The organism is Pseudomonas sp. ICMP 561, from assembly GCF_002699985.1.
Taxonomy (GTDB): domain Bacteria; phylum Pseudomonadota; class Gammaproteobacteria; order Pseudomonadales; family Pseudomonadaceae; genus Aquipseudomonas; species Aquipseudomonas quasicaspiana.
On sequence record NZ_LKBT01000011.1, the window covers coordinates 110,130 to 129,294 of the forward strand.

Annotated in this window: 14 protein-coding genes; 6 read left to right on the forward strand and 8 right to left on the reverse strand. The window is 56.9% G+C overall.

The window, feature by feature from the left end; genetic code table 11:
* The first annotated feature begins 39 nt into the window (after positions 1-39).
* Positions 40-1,545, forward strand: a complete 1,506-nt coding sequence (locus tag AO242_RS10135; protein WP_099268595.1) for an MDR family MFS transporter — start codon at positions 40-42, stop codon at positions 1,543-1,545.
* Between the two features lie 144 nt (positions 1,546-1,689).
* On the opposite strand, the gene AO242_RS10140 is transcribed toward AO242_RS10135, so the two are convergent.
* The 3 genes from AO242_RS10140 to AO242_RS10150 all read right to left on the reverse strand — a co-directional run bounded on the left by AO242_RS10140 (position 1,690) and on the right by AO242_RS10150 (position 4,684).
* Positions 1,690-2,544, reverse strand: a complete 855-nt coding sequence (locus tag AO242_RS10140; RefSeq protein ID WP_099268596.1) for a cache domain-containing protein — start codon at positions 2,542-2,544, stop codon at positions 1,690-1,692.
* A 96-nt stretch (positions 2,545-2,640) separates the two neighbouring features.
* Entirely contained in the window at positions 2,641-3,774 is a 1,134-nt protein-coding gene (locus AO242_RS10145; RefSeq protein WP_257153407.1) for a DUF3396 domain-containing protein, read from the reverse strand.
* Positions 3,775-4,051: 277 nt separating this feature from the next.
* Complete coding sequence (locus AO242_RS10150; RefSeq protein WP_099268598.1) at positions 4,052-4,684, reverse strand: TetR family transcriptional regulator; 633 nt, start codon at positions 4,682-4,684, stop codon at positions 4,052-4,054.
* A gap of 249 nt (positions 4,685-4,933) precedes the next feature.
* Between AO242_RS10150 and AO242_RS10155 the strand changes: the two genes are divergently transcribed.
* The 3 genes from AO242_RS10155 to AO242_RS10165 are packed head-to-tail and all read left to right on the forward strand — an operon-like array spanning position 4,934 to position 10,710.
* Positions 4,934-6,088, forward strand: coding sequence for an efflux RND transporter periplasmic adaptor subunit (locus AO242_RS10155; RefSeq protein ID WP_027900618.1), 1,155 nt, complete (start codon positions 4,934-4,936; stop codon positions 6,086-6,088).
* Between the two features lie 3 nt (positions 6,089-6,091).
* Positions 6,092-9,253, forward strand: a complete 3,162-nt coding sequence (locus AO242_RS10160; RefSeq protein WP_099268599.1) for an efflux RND transporter permease subunit — start codon at positions 6,092-6,094, stop codon at positions 9,251-9,253.
* Positions 9,250-10,710, forward strand: coding sequence for an AdeC/AdeK/OprM family multidrug efflux complex outer membrane factor (locus AO242_RS10165; protein WP_099268600.1), 1,461 nt, complete (start codon positions 9,250-9,252; stop codon positions 10,708-10,710). The genes AO242_RS10160 and AO242_RS10165 overlap by 4 nt, the downstream gene beginning before the upstream one ends.
* Positions 10,711-10,787: 77 nt before the next feature.
* On the opposite strand, the gene AO242_RS10170 is transcribed toward AO242_RS10165, so the two are convergent.
* From AO242_RS10170 to pcaR, 5 genes are all read right to left on the reverse strand, one after another.
* Positions 10,788-12,077 carry an MFS family transporter gene (locus AO242_RS10170; protein ID WP_099268601.1) on the reverse strand — a complete coding sequence of 430 codons (1,290 nt, stop codon included), beginning with the start codon at positions 12,075-12,077 and terminating at the stop codon, positions 10,788-10,790.
* Positions 12,078-12,367: 290 nt separating this feature from the next.
* Positions 12,368-13,570: a 3-oxoadipyl-CoA thiolase gene (pcaF, locus tag AO242_RS10180; RefSeq protein ID WP_176560603.1), complete on the reverse strand. Its 1,203-nt coding sequence runs from the start codon at positions 13,568-13,570 to the stop codon at positions 12,368-12,370.
* A complete protein-coding gene (locus AO242_RS10185; protein ID WP_027900613.1) occupies positions 13,567-14,346 on the reverse strand; it encodes a CoA-transferase subunit beta in 780 nt (259 codons plus the stop codon). The genes pcaF and AO242_RS10185 overlap by 4 nt, the downstream gene beginning before the upstream one ends.
* Positions 14,346-15,203 carry a CoA transferase subunit A gene (locus AO242_RS10190; RefSeq protein ID WP_099268603.1) on the reverse strand — a complete coding sequence of 286 codons (858 nt, stop codon included), beginning with the start codon at positions 15,201-15,203 and terminating at the stop codon, positions 14,346-14,348. Before AO242_RS10190 ends, AO242_RS10185 begins: the two co-directional genes overlap by 1 nt.
* 143 nt (positions 15,204-15,346) lie before the next feature.
* Complete coding sequence (pcaR, locus tag AO242_RS10195; RefSeq protein ID WP_027900611.1) at positions 15,347-16,189, reverse strand: pca regulon transcriptional regulator PcaR; 843 nt, start codon at positions 16,187-16,189, stop codon at positions 15,347-15,349.
* Between the two features lie 886 nt (positions 16,190-17,075).
* Here pcaR and AO242_RS10200 point away from each other — a divergent pair.
* Together AO242_RS10200 and AO242_RS10205 are read left to right on the forward strand one after the other, a co-directional pair.
* The gene (locus AO242_RS10200; RefSeq protein WP_099268604.1) at positions 17,076-17,273 is read left to right on the forward strand and encodes a hypothetical protein; all 198 of its coding nucleotides are present in this window, start codon (positions 17,076-17,078) and stop codon (positions 17,271-17,273) included.
* Positions 17,274-17,505: 232 nt separating this feature from the next.
* The gene (locus AO242_RS10205) at positions 17,506-18,978 is read left to right on the forward strand and encodes an inorganic phosphate transporter (RefSeq protein WP_099268605.1); all 1,473 of its coding nucleotides are present in this window, start codon (positions 17,506-17,508) and stop codon (positions 18,976-18,978) included.
* The last annotated feature ends 187 nt before the right edge of the window (positions 18,979-19,165 follow it).

Here is a 19,165-nt window from a genome sequence, read left to right on the forward strand (position 1 = left end):
TCGGCATTCGGCGGACATCACTGTCGATCAGGTTCTGCCTTGACCAGTCTTCCCCACACCACGCCTTCAATCCGTAGCGTCCTATACGCATTGATGATGGCCGTATTCCTCAGCGCGCTGGATCAGACGATTGTTGCCGTCTCGATCCCTGCCATTTCAACCCAATTCAATGATTTCGACCTGTTGGCCTGGGTGATTTCCGCCTACATGGTGGCCCTGACCGTGGCCGTGCCTATCTACGGCAAGCTGGGCGATTTGTATGGCCGACGCAAACTGATGCTCTTCGGGCTGGGCCTTTTTACTCTGGCGTCGTTGTTCTGCGGCATGGCGCAAAGCATGGAGCAATTGGTGCTTGCGCGGGTCATCCAAGGGATTGGCGCAGGCGGCATGGTTTCAGTCAGTCAGGCAATCATTGGTGACCTGGTACCGCCCCGGGAGCGAGGCCGCTATCAGGGCTATTTCAGCGGCATGTATGCGCTGGCCAGTGTGGCCGGACCGGTACTGGGTGGGGTCATGACCCAGTATCTGTCCTGGCGCTGGGTGTTCCTGATCAATCTGCCAATGGGGTTGATCGCGTGGTGGTTTGCCAAACGCACCTTGCTCGGCCTGCCTGTCCCGCAACGCAAACCCATCATCGATTACCTGGGCACGGTGCTGATGATTGTCGGCCTGACTGCGCTGTTGCTGGGTATCACTGAAATAGGCCAGGGTCACAGCTGGCGGGATCAGCAGGTGCTGACACTGCTGGGTGTCGCATTGCTGGCGCTGATCTGTTTCGCCTGGTACGAGCGCCGTGCAGTCGAACCGTTGCTGCCGATGCATCTGTTCGCCAACCGCAGCGCAGTGCTCTGCTGGTGCACGATTTTCTTCACCAGCTTCCAGGCGATTTCACTGATCGTGCTGGTGCCGCTGCGTTATCAGACGGTCACCGGCGGCGGTGCCGACAGCGCCGCGCTGCACCTTTTACCACTGGCGATTGGCATGCCCATGGGCGCTTTCTTTGCAGGCCGTCGGACTTCGTTGACCGGGCGCTACAAGCCCATGATCCTCACCGGCGCGATGTTGATGCCGATGGCGATTCTCGGCATGGCGTTTACCGACCCGCAATCGTTGCTGCTGACCAGCCTGTTCATGGTGTTGACGGGAATCGCCAGCGGCATGCAGTTCCCGACATCACTGGTGGGGACGCAAAACTCGGTGGCCAAGCACGACATGGGCGTGGCGACCAGCACCACTAACCTGTTCCGCTCCCTGGGTGGCGCGGTAGGCGTAGCACTGATGTCGGCACTGTTGTTGGCGATGCTGCAAGGCAACGAATTCGGTGGTGTGGGGCTGGCAGGTACGGGTTCAATTGGTGGTGAAGGCGCATCCGGCAATGTGCTGATGGACAGTCTCAACGCCGCCAGCGGCCCGGCTCTGCAAATCCTGCGCGATCAACTGTCGATAACATTCCGCCACCTGATGACCGTCAGCGCTGCAATCTCACTGCTGGGCCTGGCTGCCGCGCTGGCGATGCCGGATAACCTGCTGCGAGGGAGGGAGTAATAGCTTGGTTCTGAGACAGGCTCTTACTTCAAGATGATGCAGCGACTGAGCTGGAGCTCTCCCGGCTAAAGCCGGTCCTACGGTCATCGCAGGAGCGGCTTTAGCCGCGAGCATTCAGGCTTGCACACACGAGAGCTCAGGCGCTTATTGGCTGTAATACCCCACCGCCACCAGGTAATCCCCAACCCTGCGCGCATACGCATGCTTGTTTTCCACCTTGCCGGTTACCGGGTTTCGCCAGCGGTATTCGTATTCGGCGGCGTCCTGCTTTTCAATCAGCGCGAGCATCGGTTCGCCAACGGGTTTGCCCTCAGGGTCTTTTACCTTGCGAAAGTCGGTATTGATCAGCCGCAGATTGGTGCCATGCGCCACATAACGCTTGCTGTGCAGATCGACGACAAACACGTACAGGTCATCCTGCAGAAATCCTCCTCGCAGGCTGTTGATTGCGGTGAGAGTGCCCTTCTGGTCACGACCGAGTTCGCTCACCGCCTTATCCAGCAACGCTCTGGCTTGTTCAGGCGATGCTCGAGGCACGTAATAACCCACCGCAAGGATGCGCTCGCCAATCCGCTGGAAGTAAACCCTCTTGCGCTCAACCTTGCCGTCAGCCCAGTTTTGCCAACGATACTCGGCTTGCTGGATACCTTTGCTCTCAGGGGTGTGCAACACATCCTTGAATGCTTTTTGCAGATCGGGCTCAAGCACCTGGGAGACATCACGGCCAATCAGAACCACTGAAGGCCCACCGCTGGCAAGCATGACGCCGTGGGTGTCGACGACGAACACATAGCGCTCGCCATCAACAAACTCGCCCTGCCGACTGAATTCGGCAAATGCCTTGTCACCGGCCTCCTGATAGCGGGTCACAGCCTTCTCCAGCAGCGCTCTGGCAGCTGGCCCCTGCTCAGGGCTTTCGACGCCAGCCCCTGCCTGACCAAGCCAGGCAGAACATAGAAACCCCAGGACAACACCGATACCGCGTGGCGAAAACTGCATGACTGGCCCCTTCTTTTTATAGGTCTGCGCAAAGCTTAGTCAAGCGCCTGCTAATGCAGAATCATTCATGAGAAAGGGGTCGTCAGCGCCATCTCGCTAGCCGCTGACATCAGTCCAGAACCACTGCGTCCGTTCGGCTTTAAGGTGCTCGAAAGCAGGCATGACGTCACCTTTGTTGAAAAAACGCCGGGAGCGCGCCATGGCGCTGCTGAACCAGTGCCCAGTCTGCGGGCAAGGCTGACCTGCGCGCACCGAGGCCATGGGTTTTTCGTCGAAGCGTGCATACCACTGCGCGGTAGATTGCTCGGTAAAACCGATGCCGCGACCCGGGCATGGATGAAGGCAACCTGTGTCCTGCACCCGGATTGGCTTGAGCACTTTATTGACCACCATGTAGGCATTCGAAGGGCCCTCGCCCTTGCCACCCAACGCCGGTAGAACACCGGCGCGAATCATCAGGCCGCTTTCATAGGTTTGAAAAACGACATCACTGTGAGCACTGAGTACCCTGCGCAACCGGTCGCTACCTCCCAACTGACTAACAAAACGGTTTCCCAGAATGCTGTACCAACTGACGCCCTTGATACGATCCAGCAAGCGCAGGCTTTCCATGTGCGGCCCGGCGTCGACCATCAGGCCGATGTAGTCCTGCGCCAACCGGTATTCCAATGGCAGGTACCTGAGACCATCACCGGGCAGAACACACACCAGCCCGCCGTAACCATGCTCGGCCTCGATCTGATTGCACAGGTATTTGACCCAGCCCTCATAAACCCTGGCACCGTCCCGGTCCATCAATAAGGACCACGGCAGCAGCATTTTCAGGCAAGAATGATCGGTCGCCGCCTGACTCTCGGGCGGCGCCATCACCGACATGCAGTGAGTTGCAGCCTCCACCGGTCTGGCGCTGGAAATCGACCACAGCAGCGGCTCGTCCGGCGAGCTATCGAGCACCTGCCTCCGACAAATGGAGAAACTGCTGGGCGACAGTTTTCGAAGCCGCTGGTAGGACTGCCAATCAAGTACGGACCGAAACGTATCGTAAAAATGCGTGAAACATTCTTCGACCCGTTGCCGGGTCTTCGGCGTGTGGCCTTGCTTGAAATACAACGTGGTCATGAGCCCGAGTCGGGCGGCTGGTCTGCATTGTGCAGCGTCGGTCAGAAACTGGTCCGCCTGGTACTTGAGCCTTCCGAGAATCCCTTGTGCTTCAGATACGGTTTGCAACACGTTTTTATTCTCCCGGTCTTCCATAAACAAGAATGCGACGCAAGAGTGAAGGGAGTTTCAAGGAGGAACAATACGGGGAAATCAATTTGGGAAATCAGCTACACACTTCAAGAAGCGTCCTACTCAAATCCTACAAATTTAGCCTCTGCCGCACGCTTTTAATGCCCAAAAGCGATAGTGGCATTACGCCAATTTGTAAGCATTGGGTAAAATGACTGGGCAGTCACGGCCTGCTTCACTGAAGATACAGCCGCTGGGCGGGAATCTGACAGAAGTTTCAGGTGCGTAGTGCAGGGCTAAGGCGCAGCATGTCCAGACCGGCATCTACCCATTTCTCGGCCCTGTCGCTGAGGGAATAGCTGTCAGGGACCAGCAGCCACTGGCCGAGCATGCCGTCGATATAGGCATGAAGGGCGATGGACGCACGGACGGTGTCCAGATCTGCAGGCAGTTGCCCTTTACGGACGGCGTTGCTCAACGCCAGGCCGATCCGGTCATTGCACTCCAGTGCGTTGACCTGACGCTGCTGGCGAAAGTCGCACATTTCATCGGTGAATTCGCATTTATGAAACAGAATCTCATTAATGCGCCGCGTTTTCGGGTCCTGTGTAATTTCATGAAACAAATGAATCAGCAGTTTTTTCATGCAACCCAACGGATCGGCCTCGTCCTCGCTTTCGCTTGCAAGGGCCATCTCTTCCAGTGGTTCCTGGATGCTGTCGAGCATCGCCTGCACCAGATCCGCCTTGTTACTGAAGTGCCAGTAAATTGCGCCGCGGGTCACGCCCGCCAAGGATGCGATATCCGCCAGAGTCGTACGCGCAACGCCTCTCTCGTAGAACGCTTTCTCAGCGGCCTCGAGAATCTGACTACGAGTAACCTGAGCTTCCTCTTTGGTACGACGGACCATGGCAGTAAAACCTCATTGAAAATGCCGCACGCCACGAATCATGTGGCTCTGAAGCAAAACCGGGCGGCATTTGTATTGCCTTGTCCCGAACCTGCAATCCCCAGCAGGCGCGGCTTACAGACGCAGAACTGGGTATTTACAAACAACCGTGAACGTAAGTATATTCATTAGCCTACTACTTATCCAGCCAGAATTTTCCACACCCTTTCACTTTTCTTGAGCACCCAGGCTCCTGACCCGAGGATCTTCATGCAATTCAAGCCAGCTGTTACCGTACTGGTCACTGCCGTCGCCCTGGCAACACTGCTCAGTGGATGCAGTAAAAAGGAAGAAGCCGCAGCTCCTGCAGCTGCACCTCCTCAGGTCGGCGTCGTTACCATCAAAGCTCAACCCTACACCCTGACATCGGAACTGCCGGGCCGCACCACGGCCTATCGCATCGCCGAAGTACGGCCACAGGTCAACGGCATCATTCTCAAGCGCCTGTTTACAGAAGGTGCCGATGTGAAAGCTGGCCAGCAGCTGTATCAGATTGATCCAGCGCTGTACGAAGCCACGGCCAACAGCGCCAAGGCGACGTTGCAATCGGCCAAGTCTCTTGCTGATCGCTACAAGCAACTGGTCAACGAGCAAGCCGTAAGCCGTCAGGAATACGACACCGCGCTGTCCTCCAGCCAGGAAGCGCAGGCCACGTTGCAAACTGCGCAGATCAACCTGCGTTACACCAAGGTAATGGCCCCTATTTCCGGCCGTATCGGGCGTTCCGATGTGACTGAGGGCGCACTGGTTACCAGCGGTCAGACCAACGCCATGGCGACGATCCAGCAACTGGACCCGATCTACGTTGACGTGACCCAGTCTTCCACCGAGATGCTCAAGCTGCGTCGCGACCTGGAGTCCGGCAAGCTGCAGAAAGCCGGTGACAACGCTGCAACGGTCAAGCTGACCCTTGAAGACGGAAGCGAATACAGCAAGCCGGGCAAACTGGAATTCTCCGAAGTGTCGGTAGACCAGGCGACTGGCTCCGTGACCCTGCGCGCAGTGTTCCCGAACCCTGATCACACCCTGTTGCCGGGCATGTTTGTTCACGCTCAGTTGCAGGCGGGCATGAAAAGCGAAGCCATCCTTGCTCCACAGCAAGGCGTGACCCGTGACATGCGCGGCAAACCATCTGCCCTAGTGGTCAACAAAGACAACAAGGTTGAGCAGCGTGAACTCATCGCCAACCGTACTTCAGGCGCTTACTGGTTGATCGAAAAAGGTCTGGAACCGGGTGATCGCGTCATCACTGAAGGTCTGCAATTCGTCAAGCCAGGCGCGCAAGTGACGGTCAAGGAAGCGACCAACCTCACGCCAGCCCAGTCCGCTGAGTCCGCCCCTGCCGCCACTGGCAAAGGTGAGTAACCGATGTCTAAATTCTTTATCGACCGCCCCATTTTCGCCTGGGTATTAGCCCTGGTGATCATGTTGGTGGGTACGCTTTCGATCCTGAAACTACCGATCAACCAGTACCCGGCCATTGCCCCTACGGCTATTGATATCCAGGTTACCTACCCAGGTGCTTCGGCGCAGACTGTGCAAGACACCGTGGTTCAGATCATTGAGCAACAGCTCAACGGTATTGATAACCTGCGTTATGTTTCCTCGGACAGTAACTCCGACGGCAGCATGACCATCACTGTGACCTTCAATCAGGGTACCAACCCGGATACCGCTCAGGTTCAGGTCCAGAACAAGCTCAACCTCGCCACCCCGCTGCTGCCGCAAGAAGTACAGCAACAGGGCCTGCGCGTTACCAAGTCGGTTAAAAACTTCCTGCTGGTTATCGGCCTGGTCGCCGAAGATGGCAGCGGTCTGACCCGGGAAGACTTGTCCAACTACATCGTTTCCAACATCCAGGACCCGATTTCCCGGACCTCCGGTGTGGGCGACTTCCAGGTGTTTGGTTCGCAGTACGCCATGCGTATCTGGCTGGACCCGGCCAAGCTCAACAACTTCCAGATGACACCGGTTGATGTGAGCACTGCGATTTCTGCACAGAACGTACAGATCGCCACCGGCCAACTGGGCGGTCTGCCCGCCCTGCCCGGCACTCAGCTGAACGCTACGATTATTGGCAAGACGCGTCTGCAAACCCCTGAGCAATTCGGCAACATTCTGCTCAAGGTCAACACCGACGGTTCGCAAGTACGTCTGCGTGACGTGGCTCGTATTGAGCTGGGTGGCCAGAACTACAGCATTGATGCCCAGTTCAACGGCAACCCGGCTTCTGGTATGGCGATCAAACTGGCCTCCGGCGCCAACGCTCTGGACACCGCCAAGGCAATTCGCGCCACTGTCGCAAACCTGGAACCTTTCTTCCCGCCTGGCATGAAAGTGGTTTACCCGTACGACACCACCCCAACTGTGACCGAATCGATTTCGGGGGTTGTTGACACCCTGATCGAAGCGATCGTGCTGGTGTTCCTGGTGATGTACCTGTTCCTGCAAAACTTCCGCGCCACCGTCATTACGACGATGACGGTTCCGGTGGTACTGCTGGGTACGTTCGGCATCCTCGCAGCGTTCGGGTTCACGATTAACACCCTGACCATGTTCGGCATGATTCTGGCCATCGGACTCTTGGTGGACGATGCGATCGTGGTGGTGGAGAACGTCGAGCGGGTCATGGCCGAGGAGCACTTGTCGCCCAAAGAGGCGACCAAGAAATCCATGGGCCAGATCCAGGGCGCATTGGTGGGTATCGCCATGGTGCTCTCGGCGGTACTGCTGCCAATGGCGTTCTTCGGGGGGTCTACAGGGGTTATTTACAAACAGTTCTCGATCACCATTGTTTCGGCGATGGCCCTGTCGGTTCTGGTAGCACTGATTTTCACCCCGGCATTGTGCGCCACCATGCTCAAGCCGATCGATCCGGAAAAACACGGCCAACCGAAAAAAGGTTTCTTCGGCTGGTTCAACCGCACGTTTGATCGTGGCGTAAACAGCTATGAGCGCGGCGTGAAGCGTATGGTGACTCACAAGCTGCCAGCGTTCGGCGTCTATCTGCTCATCGTTGCGGGCATGATCTTCCTGTTCACTCGCATCCCGAGTGCGTTTCTGCCGGAAGAAGACCAAGGCGTGATTTTTGCTCAGGTTCAGACCCCGGCGGGCTCGTCCGCAGAGCGTACGCAGAAAGTCATCGACGATATGCGTACCTTCCTGCTCGACAAAGAGAACGGTGAAGGCAAAGGCGTGAACTCGGTGTTCAGCGTCAACGGCTTCAACTTCGCCGGTCGCGGTCAGAGCTCGGGCCTCGCGTTCGTCATGCTCAAACCGTGGGGCGAGCGTGACTCGGAAAACACCGTATTCAAGATCGCCGAGCGTGCTCAGGCACACTTCTTCTCCTTCCGGGATGCGATGGTGTACGCCGTAGTTCCACCTTCGGTACTGGAACTGGGTAACGCTACCGGTTTCGACGTTTACCTGCAGGACCAGGGCGGTGTAGGCCACGACAAGCTGCTGGAAGCGCGTAACCAGTTCCTCGGCATGGCGTCGCAAAGCAAGATTCTTGCAGGCGTACGCCCTAACGGCCTGGGTGATGAGCCGCAGTATCAGCTCACCGTCGATGACGAGAAGGCCAGTGCCCTGGGCATTACTTTGTCGAACATCAACCAGACCTTGTCCATCGCACTGGGTGGCAGCTACGTCAACGACTTCATCGACCGTGGTCGGGTGAAGAAAGTGTACGTGCAGGGTGAAGCGGCCAGCCGTATGACCCCCGAAGATCTGGGCAAGTGGTACGTGCGTAACGACGCCGGAACCATGGTGCCGCTGTCTGCCATTGCCAAAGGCGAGTGGATTTACGGTTCACCGAAGCTGTCGCGTTATAACGGCGTAGCAGCAATGGAAGTTCTCGGTACACCGGCTCCGGGTTACAGCTCGGGTCAAGCCATGGCCGAAGTCGAAGCCATTGCCAAGAAACTGCCAGCAGGTATCGGTTACTCCTTCACCGGTCTGTCCTTCGAAGAACGTTTGTCCGGCTCTCAGGCACCTGCGCTGTATGCCCTGTCGATGCTGGTCGTGTTCCTCTGTCTGGCAGCACTGTATGAAAGCTGGTCGATTCCGATTGCGGTCATGCTCGTTGTACCGCTGGGCATCATCGGTGCCCTTATGGCAACCAGTCTGAGAGGCCTGTCCAACGACGTGTTCTTCCAGGTTGGCTTGTTGACGACCATCGGTCTGGCGGCGAAGAATGCGATCCTGATTGTCGAGTTCGCCAAAGAGTTGCATGAACAGGGCAAGAGTCTGGTGGATGCGGCGATGGAAGCCTGCCGCATGCGTCTGCGCCCGATCATCATGACCTCCATGGCGTTCATCCTCGGCGTGGTACCGCTGGCGATCTCCAGCGGTGCCGGTTCGGGTAGCCAGCACGCAATCGGTACAGGCGTAATCGGCGGTATGATCACCGCCACCGTCCTGGCAATTTTCTGGGTCCCAATGTTCTACGTTGCCGTGTCGTCGATGTTCAAGAGCAAGTACGACAAGGAACACGAGAAACAAATCTCAAACGATGAGGCTGGCCAATGAGCAAGTCCCTGATCTCTCTGGCAGTCACTGCGGTCATCCTCAGTGGTTGCTCGCTGATCCCTGAATACAAGCAACCTGCGGCTCCGGTCGCGGCGCAGTACCCGCAAGGTCCGGCTTACTCGCCGACTGAAGCGGCGAACGTCGCGGCAGCCGAACAGGGGTGGCGTCAGTTTTTCCATGACCCGGCCTTGCAACAGCTGATCCAGACGGCGCTGGTCAACAACCGCGACCTGCGTGTCGCGGCGTTGAACATCGATGCTTATCGTGCGCAATACCGCATTCAGCGTGCTGATCTGTTCCCGGCTGTTTCTGCTGATGGCAGCGGCAGCCGTCAGCGGTTGCCAGCCGATATGTCCACCACGGGCCAATCAGGCATTACCAGCCAGTATTCGGCCACGCTGGGCGTCAGTGCCTATGAGCTGGATCTGTTCGGCCGGGTTCGCAGCCTGAGCGAGCAAGCGTTGCAGACTTACTTCTCCAGCGAAGAAGCACGTCGCAGCACACAGATCAGCCTGGTGGCCAACGTCGCCAATGCCTACATGACCTGGCAGGCCGATAAAGAACTGCTCAAGCTGACCGAAGAAACACTCAAGACCTACGAAGAAAGTCTGCGTCTGACTTCCCGTAGCAACGAAGTGGGCGTCTCGTCGGCGCTGGATCTGAGCCAGGCACGCACCTCGGTGGAAAGCGCCAAAGTTGCTCTGGCGCGTTACCAGCGTCAGGTCGCTCAGGATCAGAACAACCTGACCCTGTTGCTGGGCACCAACTTGCCGGACAATCTGCCGCCGGCTCAGCCTTTGAGTGCCGATTTGTTGAGCGCTTTGCCAGCGGGCCTGCCTTCTGACCTGCTGCAGCGTCGTCCGGATATTCTGCAAGCCGAGCACACCTTGCAGGCTGCCAATGCCAATATTGGCGCGGCCCGTGCTGCGTTCTTCCCTAGCATCAGCCTGACAGCCAATGCCGGTACGATCAGCCCGGATCTTTCCGGCCTGTTCAACGGCGGCTCGGGAACCTGGTTGTTCCAGCCAAGCATCAACATTCCGATCTTCAACGCCGGTAGCCTGCGCGCCAGCCTGGATTATTCAAAAATCCAGAAAGAGATCAGCGTCGCCAACTACGAGAAGGCGATTCAGACCGCCTTCCAGGAAGTCTCTGACGGCCTGGCCTCGCGCAAGACTTACAACGAGCAGTTGCAAGCCCAGCGTGATTTCGTCAACGCCAACCAGGACTACTACCGTCTGGCCGAGCGTCGCTACCGGATCGGTATCGACAGCAACCTGACCTTCCTTGATGCTCAACGCTCGCTGTTCAGCGCACAACAATCGCTGATCACCGACCGTCTCTCTCAACTCACCAGCGAGGTCAACCTGTACAAGGCCCTCGGCGGTGGTTGGTATGAGCAAACCGGACAGGCCAAACCGATCGACAAAGAGAAGCCAACAGTTCAGTTGTTCTGACCCCTGTTCTGATAAGCGACTCAATAAAAAACCCACCTCATCGGTGGGTTTTTTATTGAGTCAGAGAAAGTGATTTATCAGTGATCGTGATGCAGATACGCCGGTTGCTTGGGCAGGCGCAGGCTGAACAGAAACGCGACGGCCATCATGATCGTCACGTACCAATAGAAATTGTTCTCCATGCCCTGATTTTTCAGGCTCAGTGCAACAAATTCTGCGGAGCCACCAAATACCGCGTTAGCCACTGCGTACGCCAGACCGACTCCCAGCGCACGAACTTGCGGAGGGAACATTTCGGCTTTCACCAGACCGCTGATGGAGGTGTAAAAGCTCACGATTGCCAGCGCACAGGTGATGAGCAGAAAAGCCAGGAAAGGACTGGTCGTGGTTTTCAATGTCATCAGGATCGGCACCGTACAAAGCGTACCCAGAGCGCCGAACCACAGCATCGAGTTACGGCGACCGATCTTGTCCGCCAGTATGCCGAACAGCGGCTGCATGCACATGTACAGGAACAGAGCGCCGGTCATGATGTAACTGGCGGTCTTGGGATCCATGCCACCCGTGTTCACCAGGTACTTCTGCATGTACGTGGTGAAAGTGTAGAAAATCAGCGAGCCGCCTGCGGTGTAGCCCAATACTGTGATGAACGCAGCCTTATGATCGCGAAACAGTGCGCTGATGCTCCCGGCGTCCTTGTCCTGACGCATTTCAGCAGTGGTGGTTTCCTCAAGCGAGCGACGCAACAGCAGCGAGATCACCGCTGCAACCGCACCGATCACGAACGGAATGCGCCAGCCGTAGGCGCGCAGCTCTTCAGTACTGAGAAACTGTTGCATGATTACGACGGTAAGCACCGCCAGCAGTTGCCCGCCGATCAACGTCACGTACTGGAACGAGGCGAAAAAGCCTCGCTGGCCGCGCAACGCCACTTCACTCATGTACGTCGCCGTGGTGCCGTACTCGCCCCCTACCGACAAGCCTTGAATCAGTCGCGCCAGCAACAGCAAAGCCGGTGCCCACACGCCAATCGTTGCGTAGGTCGGCAAACAGGCAATCATCAACGAGCCACCGCACATCATCAGTACGGCAATCATCATTGAGTTCTTGCGGCCGTGCTTGTCAGCCACCCGCCCAAACAACCAGCCACCGATAGGCCGCATCAAGAACCCGGCAGCGAACACGCCTGCGGTATTGAGCAACTGAACGGTAGGATCATCGGACGGGAAGAACGCCGGAGCGAAGTAGATGGCGCAGAAAGCGTAGACGTAGAAATCGAACCACTCGACCAGATTGCCTGAGGAGGCGCCCACAATCGCAAAGATCCTTTTGCTGCGTTCTTCACCCGTGTAATGCGTGGTTGTCATTATTTTTCCCCATTAAAGCTGAACAGTCATCCAGGACATAAGCTGTAACATGTTTTGGGACAACAAGCAGCTTTATAGAATTCCATTGTGGGGTGGTGGGCGCCATTGAGGATGGCGCGAATTCATGAATTTTCTGTTGGAGCGAGGCTTGCCCGCGAAGAACAACAACGCGGTGTATCTGAAACTCCTCATCGCCTGATTCGCGGGCAAGCCTCGCTCCAACAGTCCACGATGACTTTTTCGTGGAGGCCATCAAAAAGCTGGGTGACTGTATTCAGTGATGTTCGGTCTCAGCGCTCAATCGCCAGCGCCAGCCCCTGCCCTACGCCGACGCACATGGTCGCCAGACCTCGACGACCACCGCTTTTTTCCAGTTGATGCAGGGCGGTCAACACCAGTCGTGCGCCGCTCATGCCCAAGGGATGACCCAAGGCGATGGCGCCCCCGTTGGGGTTCACTTGCGGTGCATTATCGGCCAGCCCTAGCTCACGGAGAACCGCCAGGCCCTGACTGGCAAAGGCTTCATTGAGCTCGATCACATCAAAATCGCTTACTGCCAGGCCAAGGCGCTCCACCAGCTTACGCACCGCAGGCACCGGGCCGATGCCCATGACGCGCGGCGCTACACCGGCACTGGCCATGCCGAGAATGCGTGCCCGGGGCGTCAGGCCATGCTTTTTGACCGCTTCGGCAGACGCCAGAATCAGCGCGGCGGCACCGTCGTTGACCCCAGACGCATTACCGGCGGTGACGGTCTTGTCCGCACCATTGACCGGCTTGAGTTTGGCCAGGGTTTCCAGGCTGGTGTCAGCGCGTGGATGTTCGTCTTGCTCCACCAACGTTTCACCCTTTTTATGGGCAACGCGTACTGGGGTGATTTCTTCTTTAAAAAAGCCCGCAGCCTGAGCAGCGGCAGTGCGCTGTTGGCTGCGCAGGGCGAAAGCGTCCTGATCGGCTCGAGAAATCTTGAAATCATCGGCGACGTTGTCACCGGTTTGTGGCATGGAGTCGACGCCATATTGCTCTTTCATCAAAGGGTTGATGAAACGCCAGCCAATGGTGGTGTCTTCCAGCTTCATGTTGCGGGAATACGCAGCATCGGCTTTACCCATAACGAAGGGCGCGCGTGACATCGACTCAACACCACCGGCAATCGCCAATTCCATCTCGCCAGCAGCAATCGCCCGAAATGCCGTACCGATGGCGTCCATGCCCGAGGCGCACAGACGGTTAAGGGTGACGCCGGGAATCGTCTCCGGCAGGCCAGCCAGCAACGCAGCCATGCGCGCTACGTTGCGGTTGTCTTCACCGGCCTGGTTAGCGCAGCCGAAAAACACTTCGTCCACTTCGTTCCAGTTGACCGAAGGGTTTCGCTCCATCAGCGCCTTGATCGGCACTGCGGCCAGATCATCCGCGCGAACGCTGGCCAACCCACCGCCAAAGCGGCCAATGGGGGTACGAATCGCATCGCAGATAAATACTTCGCGCATCATGCTTCTCCCGGTGCTTGGCCGTGCGCTTTAGCGGTCCGGGCTTCCAGATCACGTAGAGCGGCAAGCTCTGTTTCGCTTGGCTCGGCGGAGTACTCGACGTTTTCGGCGAAACGCAGTTCCCAACCGGTGGCCGCAATAACCTGCTCGCGGGTTACGCCGGGGTGCAAGGTAGTCACCACAAACTCGTTAGTGCCCTCTTCCGGTTCCATGATGCACAGGTCAGTAATAATCCCGACCGGCCCTGCGCCAGGCAATCCAAGACGCTTGCGAGAATCACCACCCTCGCCATGGCCAACCGATGTGATGAAATCCAGCTTGTCGACGAAAGCACGCGCGGATTGCTTGAGGATGATCAAGACCTGCTTGGCGGACCCGGCAATTTCCGGCGCGCCGCCTGCGCCTGGCAGACGTACCTTCGGGTTGTTGTAATCACCGACCACCGTGGTGTTGATGTTGCCGAAACGATCAACCTGGGCAGCGCCAAGAAACCCCACATCAACGCGACCGCCTTGCAGCCAGTAGCGGAATATCTCACTGGTGGACACAACCGTGTCAGCCGTTTCTGCAAGTTCGCCATCGCCGATGGACAGCGGTAACACACTAGGCTTGGCACCAATCGGACCTGACTCGTAAATCAGCACGACGTCCGGTGAGGACGTAAGACGCGCCAGATTCGCGGCCTTGGAAGGCAGACCGATACCGACAAAGCAGACCGCGCCGTTACGCAGACGACGAGCCGCTGCCACTGTCATCATTTCACTGGTGGTGTAAGTCATTATTTTGCCTCCGAAGCGCTGGCCAACTTGCTCTGGAATTCGCTGAAGTCCGCGGTGCCTTGAATGTATTCCTTGATCCATGCGCTAAAACTTTCGCGGTCACGGGCAATCGGGTCCCAGGCCTGATAGAACCGGTTGTCGCGCTCGTAGTAACCGTGGGCGTAGGACGGATGAGCACCACCGGGCACATGGCAAACAGCACTCAGTGCCCAGGTCGGCAGCACGCAGGCATTCATCGGCGCATTCAAGTCGTCGACGATCTCTTCCACAGTGACAATGCAGCGTTTGGCAGCCAGAGCGGCTTCCTTCTGCACACCGAGGATGCCCCACAGGAGCACGTTGCCTTTGCGGTCGGCCTTCTGCGCATGAATCACTGTCACATCAGGACGCACTGCGGGCACTGCCGCGAGCACCTCGCCGGTGAATGGGCAGGTTACCGTCTTGATCAGCGGATTGACCTTGGGCAGATCGGAACCGGCGTAAGCGCGCAACACAGCGAATGGCAGACCGGATGCGCCAGCGACGTAGGCGTTAGCCAGGTCGGCATGGCTGTGCTCTTCGATTTCCATCGAGTGTGGCCACTGCTTTTCAACGGCGTCACGCAAACGATGCAGGGAGCCGACTCCAGGATTACCGCCCCACGAGAAAATCAGACGCTTCGCACACCCTGCGCCTATTAACTGGTCGTAGATAAGGTCCGGCGTCATACGCACTAACGTCAGGTCTTTTTTACCCTGACGAATGATTTCGTGGCCTGCGGCCGTGGGGATCAAATGGGTGAAGCCTTCCAGCGCAACGGTGTCGCCATCGTTGACCAATTGCTTCACGGCGTCGCGTAGAGAAAGAATTTCAGCCATGAGGTGCTCCCGAACTCAAATTGCATCCAATGAACAGCGTAGATGGGCTACGCTGGAATGGACTTGAGGTTATGCCGGGGCCTGAGGCCAAACAATCCGATAATCGATTATTCGTTCGTTAATCGCACAAATTCAGCGTGCTATCAGGTGAACAATTGCGTACTTAAATCCCTGCTCGCATCCAGCATGATGGGCAGGAAACGCTGTTCCAGCTCGCTTCTGGCCACACGGCCTGCGCTGGTACTCACGTTAAGTGCTGCGAGGACCTGACCGGACGCGTCATAGACCGGTACCGCAATCGAGCGCAATCCTTGCTCCAACTCCTGATCGACGATACACCACCCCTGCTGACGGACTTGCTGAAGACATTCAAACAGCGCTTCTGTCGAGCGAATCGTCCGGCTGGTCTTGGGCTGCAGGTCCACATGGTCAAGGTATTCGCGCAATGTCACATCGTCCAGCGCCGAGAGCAGGATGCGCCCCATGGACGTGCAATAGGCAGGCAGTCGGCCGCCGACCGAAAGGTCCACTGAAATAAGACGCTGCGTAGTGGCGGACCGAGCGATATACAGAATGTCTTCACCCTCCAGGGTCGCCATGTTGCAGGCTTCATGGAGCTGATCGCTCATCCGGTCCAGATAGGGCTGAGACGATACCGCCAGCGGCGTCGACGAAAGATAAGCGTGGCCGAGCGTCAGCACCTTCGGCAGCAGCGAATAGGTTCGACCATCCGTCGTTGCATAGCCAAGTTTGATCAACGTCAGCAGACAACGCCTTACCGCCGCTCGCGGAATTTCCGTGCGATGGCTGATCTGGGCAATGGTCAGATGCCGTTTGCGCTCTTGAAAAGCGTGAATCACCGCCAGCCCTCTGGCCAGCGAAGTCATAAAATCCGGGTCGCCGGTCAGTGCCTGAATCCGCTTGGCGGGCGATGCCACGATCGGTGGTGCCAACGAAGCAAAAGAATTACGCAGTTCATCATTCATTGCCAGTACCTCGGTGAACCCTGTCAGGCCATATAAATCGCAGCCTCCACGCTTTTCCGCGACTTTTTAGCGGAAAGCATCCAAGCCACTTTGGGCGATTATCGAACAAGTGGCCGATAATCGCAATTGACCCATCGCAAAGATACTTATACCTTTACATAGCCTTAAGTGGCTTCTTGGAAATACTGGTCAGGTACCCACGAGAAGTCCAAGGTACGGCCTTGCCCATGAAGCGAGGCCGTTTTTATTCCCGCATGCTTCTCCCCTATGCATGATATCGAAAAGCCACAAATCGACGGTTTGTGTTCTCCTCATGCGTGCTTCTGTCACAAATATCGCTTGTTCTGCACATACGCCCCATGTCGCAACGAACTATGCCGTCAGAATTCTGTCTATTAGCGTCAATATTGAGGACATCAAAGTTACGTCGTATGTCACTCACTGAAACTTCGGAACTGTCGTACAAGAAAAGTCTTTTACAGAAGTCTTTTCATAATCAACTGCACATATAGTTGACTGATTGGAAGTTCTTGGAGATAGTACCTGCCACTTGGCTCGTAATAACGATTCGCAGTGGTTGCAGTACCGGGCGCCATGCCCAGGCATACCACAGGATCGAGGCACCGCAGCAATGCTGCCAAAGCATTATCCTCGCGAAGGAATTTCCAGCCAAAGTAGCCACTGCACTCGCAACTCAAACCACTGTCGCTACGACAATTATGTTTTCTGGTGTCCGTAGCCGCGAGCCGCTGGATGTTCAGATCATGGTCTGGTTCAGAATTTGTTTGGCGGAAGCCTTTCAGCAGTCTCTGAACAAGACCCTGTGTGGACTATCAAGCCGCTCAGCGATAACGCCAGATTAATTTTGACTTGATCAGGTAACAAAGTGACCAAAGATGAACTGCGCGCGGAACTTGAGCGCCAGGAACAACGCTACAAGGAAGTTTACGGTGGCGAAATCACCACCTACGCCGCTCAACCAGAGCCGGAACGCAAACCTTGGCGCAAGAAGGCCAGCATTCTGGATCAGGCCTTTAAGCAAGAACTGCAAAAAATGGAAAAAGACCTGAGCGAAGAGGGATAACCCTTCAGCTCTGGGAACCGGGCTACCTCTGATGGCCCGGGCAGATTTTTCAGAGCGGCCAATTGTTTTGCATGACTGCCAAATGGCTCCAACATCCTCTTGACTTATCAATGAGGAGGCTTCGCCGAGGATAAAATTTAGATAATCGGCGATACCAATCGGCAGTCGACACATCGATCTGTATTTTTTCTGTCATAATCCCGCCCCCTTCAGACCGGGTCAGAAAACCTTCATGATCGATTTATTCAGCGGACTAGATGCCTGGGTACTTGTGAGCCTGCTGCTCGCCCTGGCTTTCGTCCTCACCTTCGAGTTCATCAACGGCTTTCATGACACCGCAAACGCGGTGGCGACAGTCATTTACACCAAAGCGATGCCGCCGCATCTGGCCGTATTCTTCTCCGGGATCTTCAATTTCCTGGGGGTGCTGCTGGGCGGGGTCGGCGTTGCCTATGCCATCGTTCACCTCCTCCCGGTTGAACTGCTGATCAACGTCAACACCGGCCACGGCCTGGCCATGGTGTTCTCGCTGCTCGCAGCAGCGATCACCTGGAACCTGGGCACGTGGTATTTCGGTATTCCGGCATCGAGTTCTCACACGCTGATCGGCTCGATCCTCGGCGTGGGTCTGGCGAACGCGCTGATCAACGACATTCCGCTGGCAGACGGGGTTAACTGGCAAAAAGCGATCGATATCGGCGCCTCGCTGGTTTTCTCGCCACTGGCGGGCTTCCTCGTTGCTGCGCTGGTCCTGATCGGACTTAAATGGTGGCGACCACTGTCGAAGATGCACAAGACGCCCGAACAGCGTCGCAAGCTCGACGACAAGAAGCATCCGCCATTCTGGAACCGTCTGGTTCTGGTGATTTCCGCCATGGCGGTGAGCTTCGTGCACGGTTCCAACGATGGTCAGAAAGGTATCGGCCTGATCATGCTGGTCCTGATCGGTATCGTGCCAAGCCAGTTCGTACTGGACTTGAACAGCACCACTTACCAGATCGAACGTACCCGTGATGCAACCTTGCACCTCAGTCAGTTCTATCAGCGCAACAACAGCACTCTGGGCGAGTACCTGGCGCTGGGTAAAGCGGAAAAAGGTGATCTGCCGGAAAGCTCCAGCTGCAACCCGGAACAAACCGAACCGACGATTGCTGCGCTGCTCGACAACCTCACCGGCGTGGCCGATTACCACTCTCTGACTCCCGAGCGGCGCATCGAAGTACGTCGCTACTTGCTGTGCCTGGACGACACCGCACGCAAGGTCGCCAAGTTGCCAAACCTCGGCGCACGTGAAAAATCGGATCTGGATAAATTGCGCAAAGACCTGACTGCGACCACTGAATACGCCCCATTCTGGGTGATTCTGGCCGTGGCGCTGGCGTTGGGTATCGGCACCATGGTCGGCTGGAAACGCGTCGTGCTGACCATTGGCGAGAAGATCGGCAAACAAGGCATGACTTACGCACAAGGCATGTCGGCGCAGATCACCACAGCGTGCGCCATTGCGGCGGCCAACATTTTCAGCCTGCCGGTTTCCACGACACACATTCTGTCCTCTGGCGTCGCAGGCACCATGGTCGCCAACAAAAGCGGCCTGCAAGGCGGCACTGTGCGCACCATCCTCCTGGCCTGGGTGCTGACCCTGCCAGCGACGGTGGCCCTGTCGGCCGCACTGTTCTGGTTGGCGTCAAAAGCGCTGTCTTGACAGAAACGCCATCGCGGAAGCCTCCCGCGATGGCGTTTCACTGCACTCGCGAAGGCAGTATCCCAAGCGATACAAAGGCAGCGCAACTGGCCCCTTCGCGAATGAATTCGCTTGTATGGTTAGACTTGAAGGGGTGGTGGGACGAACAGTTCGCATCTGACTGCTGCAACAGTACAGACCGTGGGAG